Origin of the sequence: Corallococcus llansteffanensis, from assembly GCF_003612055.1 — a bacterium.
In the GTDB taxonomy this organism is placed as follows: Bacteria; Myxococcota; Myxococcia; order Myxococcales; family Myxococcaceae; genus Corallococcus; species Corallococcus llansteffanensis.
The window spans coordinates 1-3,756 of record NZ_RAWB01000774.1 but is presented as its reverse complement, the minus strand read 5'-3'; the positions used below and the strand labels follow the sequence as shown (position 1 = coordinate 3,756).

Genomic DNA, 3,756 nt, shown 5'->3' with positions numbered 1-3,756 from the left:
CCGCGAAGACGGCCCCCACGCCCACGACGCCCCCGCAGGAACCCTCGAAGCGTGCTCCGGAGCCGGTCACCACCGTCACGCAGACGCCGGACGTGGCGGAGGTGCTGGACACGAGCACCGCGAAGGGCGCCGCGAAGGCGGGCCTGGGCTGGCTGACGCTCTACACGGTGCCGAAGAACGCGGCGGTGTTCGACGGCTCGACCCAGCTGGGCACTTCGCCGCTGATCCGGGTCGCGATCCCCGTGGGCACCTACCGCCTGCGCGTGGTGGACCCGCAGGACCCGGGAGGGACGAGCAAGCTGTTGTCCGTTCCCGTCCGTCCGGGCGAGCTGACGAAGCTGCAGATTCGACTGGCCGACCTCCCGCCCTACACGGAGTGACGGCCGTCCTTGACGCTCCTGGACCCCCTCACTAGGGTCCGCCGCGTTCCGCCTTCGACGCACTGCGAGAAGGACTCGCCAGCCATGTACTTCCAGGACCTCATCCTCACGCTCCAGAAGCACTGGGCCGACCAGGGATGCATCGTCACCCAGTCGTACGACCTCGAGGTCGGCGCGGGCACGATGGCCCCGTACACGTTCCTGCACGCGCTCGGGCCCGAGCCGTGGAACGTCGCCTACGTGCAGCCCTCGCGCCGCCCCGCCGACGGCCGCTTCGGTGAGAACCCGAACCGCCTGTTCCAGCACCACCAGTTCCAGGTCATCCTCAAGCCCGCGCCCAAGAACGTCCAGGAGCTGTACCTGGAGTCCCTGCGGAAGATCGGCATGGACCCGATGGAGCACGACATCCGGTTCGTCGAGGACGACTGGGAGTCCCCCACGCTGGGCGCCTGGGGCCTCGGCTGGGAGGTGTGGTGTGACGGGATGGAAGTCACCCAGTTCACCTACTTCCAGCAGTGCGGCGGCTTCGACTGCCGCCCCGTGGCCGCGGAGCTCACGTACGGGCTGGAGCGCCTGACGACGTACCTGCAGAACGTGGAGAGCGTCTACGACATCGAGTGGGTCAAGGGCGTGAAGTACCGCGAGGTCTTCCACGCGAACGAGGTGGAGATGAGCAAGTACGCCCTCCACGAGTCGGATCCGCAGATGCTCTTCGCGCTCTTCGACGCGTACGAGAAGGAGTGCAAGCGCCTCATCGAGCGCCACCTGCCGCTGCCCGCGTATGACTACGCGCTCAAGTGCAGCCACGCGTTCAACCTGCTGGACGCGCGCGGCGCCATCTCCGTCACCGAGCGCGCCAACTTCATCAAGCGCGTGCGCGACAACGCGCGCCTGTGCGCGGAGGGCTACCTGCAGATGCGCGAGCGGCTGGGCTTCCCGCTGATGAAGACGCCGTGGACGGTGGGCGAGCAGCCGCCGGTGCTGGAGGGCAAGCCCGCCAGCGACTACTGGAAGACGGTGACGCTCAACAAGCCCGTGGAGAAGAAGGAGAAGTCGGAGGTGGCCCGTGGCGCGTGACCTGCTCCTGGAAATCGGTGCCGAGGAGATCCCCGCGTCGTTCATCGTGCCCGCGCTGGAAGACCTGAAGCGCGTGCTCACCGAGCGCATGGCCGACGCGCGCCTGAAGCACGGTGACGTGCGCACCTTCGGCACGCCGCGCCGGCTGGCCGTCCTCGTGCGCGACGTGGCGGACGCGGGCGAGGACGTGACGAAGGAGGTGCTGGGGCCCAGTGCCAAGGCCGCCTTCGACGCGCAGGGCAAGCCCACCAAGGCGGCGGAGAAGTTCGCCGAAGGGCTCAAGCTGTCGGTGGACGCGCTCGGCCGCACGACGACGGCCAAGGGCGAGTACGTGTCCGCTCGCGTGGAGGAGAAGGGCCGTCCGGCAGACGCCATCCTCCAGGACGCGCTGCACGCCGCGGTGCACGGCATCAACTTCCGCAAGTCCATGCGCTGGGGTGACGTGGACACGTCCTTCGCGCGCCCGGTGCAGTGGCTGGTGGCGCTCCTGGGCGACACGGAGCTGCCGGTGGTGCTCGGCGACGTGAAGAGCGGGCGGACCACCTACGGCCACCGCTTCCTCGCGCCCGGCCCCATCGCGCTGAAGGCGCCCGCGGACTACGAGTCCGCGCTGGAGAAGGCGCACGTGCTGGCGGACATCGGCAAGCGCCGCGCGTCGCTCGTGCAGAAGGTGACCGCGGCGGCGAAGGCGGCGGGCGGCCAGCTCCTGGAGGACGAGGGCCTGGTGGATCAGGTGACGAACCTGGTGGAGCTGCCGAGCCCCGTGGTGGGCAGCTTCGACGAGCGCCACCTGGACCTGCCGCCGGAGGTGCTGGTGCAGGAGATGAAGAGCCACCAGCGCTACTTCTCGCTGCTGGACGGGCAGGGGAAGCTGCTGCCGAAGTTCATCGCCGTGTCCAACACGCCGGTGCGCGACGAGCAGCTGTCCCTGCGCGGCTACGAGCGCGTGCTGCGCGCGCGGCTCGCGGACGGGCGCTTCTTCTTCGACGAGGACCGCAAGACGCCGCTGGGCGACCGCGTGGAGAAGCTGGGCCGCGTGATGTGGCAGAACCAGCTGGGCACGTACCTGGAGAAGGTGGAGCGCTTCCGCTCGCTGGCCGTGTGGCTCGCGCAGCACAGCGGCAGGGCAGGGGAAGTGGCCACGGTGGAGCGCGCCGCCACGCTGTCCAAGGCGGACCTCGTCACCGGCATGGTGGGCGAGTTCCCGGAGCTTCAGGGCGTGATGGGCCGCGAGTACGCGCGCGCCAGCGGTGAGCCGGACGCGGTGGCGCTCGCCATCTCCGAGCACTACCTACCCCGGGGCGCCGAGGACGCGCTGCCGACCCAGGACGCGGGCGCGCTCATTGGCCTTGCGGACCGGCTGGACTCGCTGTGCGGCATCTTCGCCATCGGCAAGGCCCCGTCGGGCGCGGCGGATCCGTTCGCGCTGCGCCGCTCGTGCCTGGCCATCATCCGCATCGTGCTGGGGCGCGGCTACCGCTTCAGCCTGTCGGCCGCGGTGGACGAGGCCCTGCGCCTGCTGGCGCCGAAGCTCGCCAACGTGAAGCGCAAGCCGGGGGAGGCCGCGCCGCGCGAACAGGTGCTGGAGTTCTTCCGCGGTCGCCTCAAGGCGCTGTGGGGCGAGCAGCACCGCACGGACGTGGTGGAGGCGGTGCTGGCCGTGGGCTTCGACGACCTGGTCGCCGCGAAGAAGCGCCTGGAGGCGCTGAGCCCGCTGGTGGGCCACTCGGACTTCCAGCCGCTCGCCGCGGCCTTCAAGCGCGTGGTCAACATCGTGGAGAAGCAGGGCAAGGACGTGGCAGGCGGGCAGACCAACCCGCAGCGCTTCACCGACGAGCCCGAGAAGAACCTCCATACCGCCTTCACCCAGGCCCGCGACAAGGTGGGCCAGCACGTGCGCGCGGACGACTTCGCCGGGGCCCTGCGCGAAATCACCGGCCTGAAGCCCGCCGTGGACACCTTCTTCGACAAGGTGATGGTCATGGCCGAGGACAAGGACCTGCGGGAGAACCGCATCCGGTTCCTCACGGAGATTGGCGCCCTGTTCAATCAGGTGGCGGACTTCTCCAAGATCCAGGCCGAGGTCGCCGCCGCGGCCTGAGGCCCGTCTCCGCCGGAGCGTGCCCGCTCCCCCGCCAGGGGGGCGGGACGCGTTCCCGGAAGCGGGGGCCGGGGTGTCGCCAGGTAGGCGTCCGGGAATAGGAACAACCCTATTCAGTTGCCCGGGGCGGCGCGGCGTTCCTACACTCCGCCCCCCTCTGATGCGCCTCCCTTTCCTGACCCCCGCGCTGTTGTTCGT

3 protein-coding genes are annotated in these 3,756 nt (G+C 70.0%); all 3 read left to right on the top strand.

Features of this window, described 5'->3' with window-relative positions; all coding sequences use genetic code 11:
- On the top strand, positions 1–380 hold a 380-nt coding region (locus D7V93_RS39940; protein WP_504739595.1), incomplete at its 5' end, for a peptidase associated/transthyretin-like domain-containing protein.
- An 84-nt stretch (positions 381–464) separates the two neighbouring features.
- Entirely contained in the window at positions 465–1,457 is a 993-nt protein-coding gene (glyQ, locus tag D7V93_RS39935) for a glycine--tRNA ligase subunit alpha (RefSeq protein ID WP_120648273.1), read from the top strand.
- The gene (gene glyS, locus D7V93_RS39930; RefSeq protein WP_120648272.1) at positions 1,447–3,558 is read left to right on the top strand and encodes a glycine--tRNA ligase subunit beta; all 2,112 of its coding nucleotides are present in this window, start codon (positions 1,447–1,449) and stop codon (positions 3,556–3,558) included. Before glyQ ends, glyS begins: the two co-directional genes overlap by 11 nt.
- Positions 3,559–3,756 lie beyond the last annotated feature (198 nt).

Bases quoted from the DNA above. Each gene is read 5' to 3' on its own strand.
- glyQ (WP_120648273.1), top strand. From the start codon at position 465: ATGTACTTCCAGGACCTCATCCTCACGCTCCAGAAGCACTGGGCCGAC.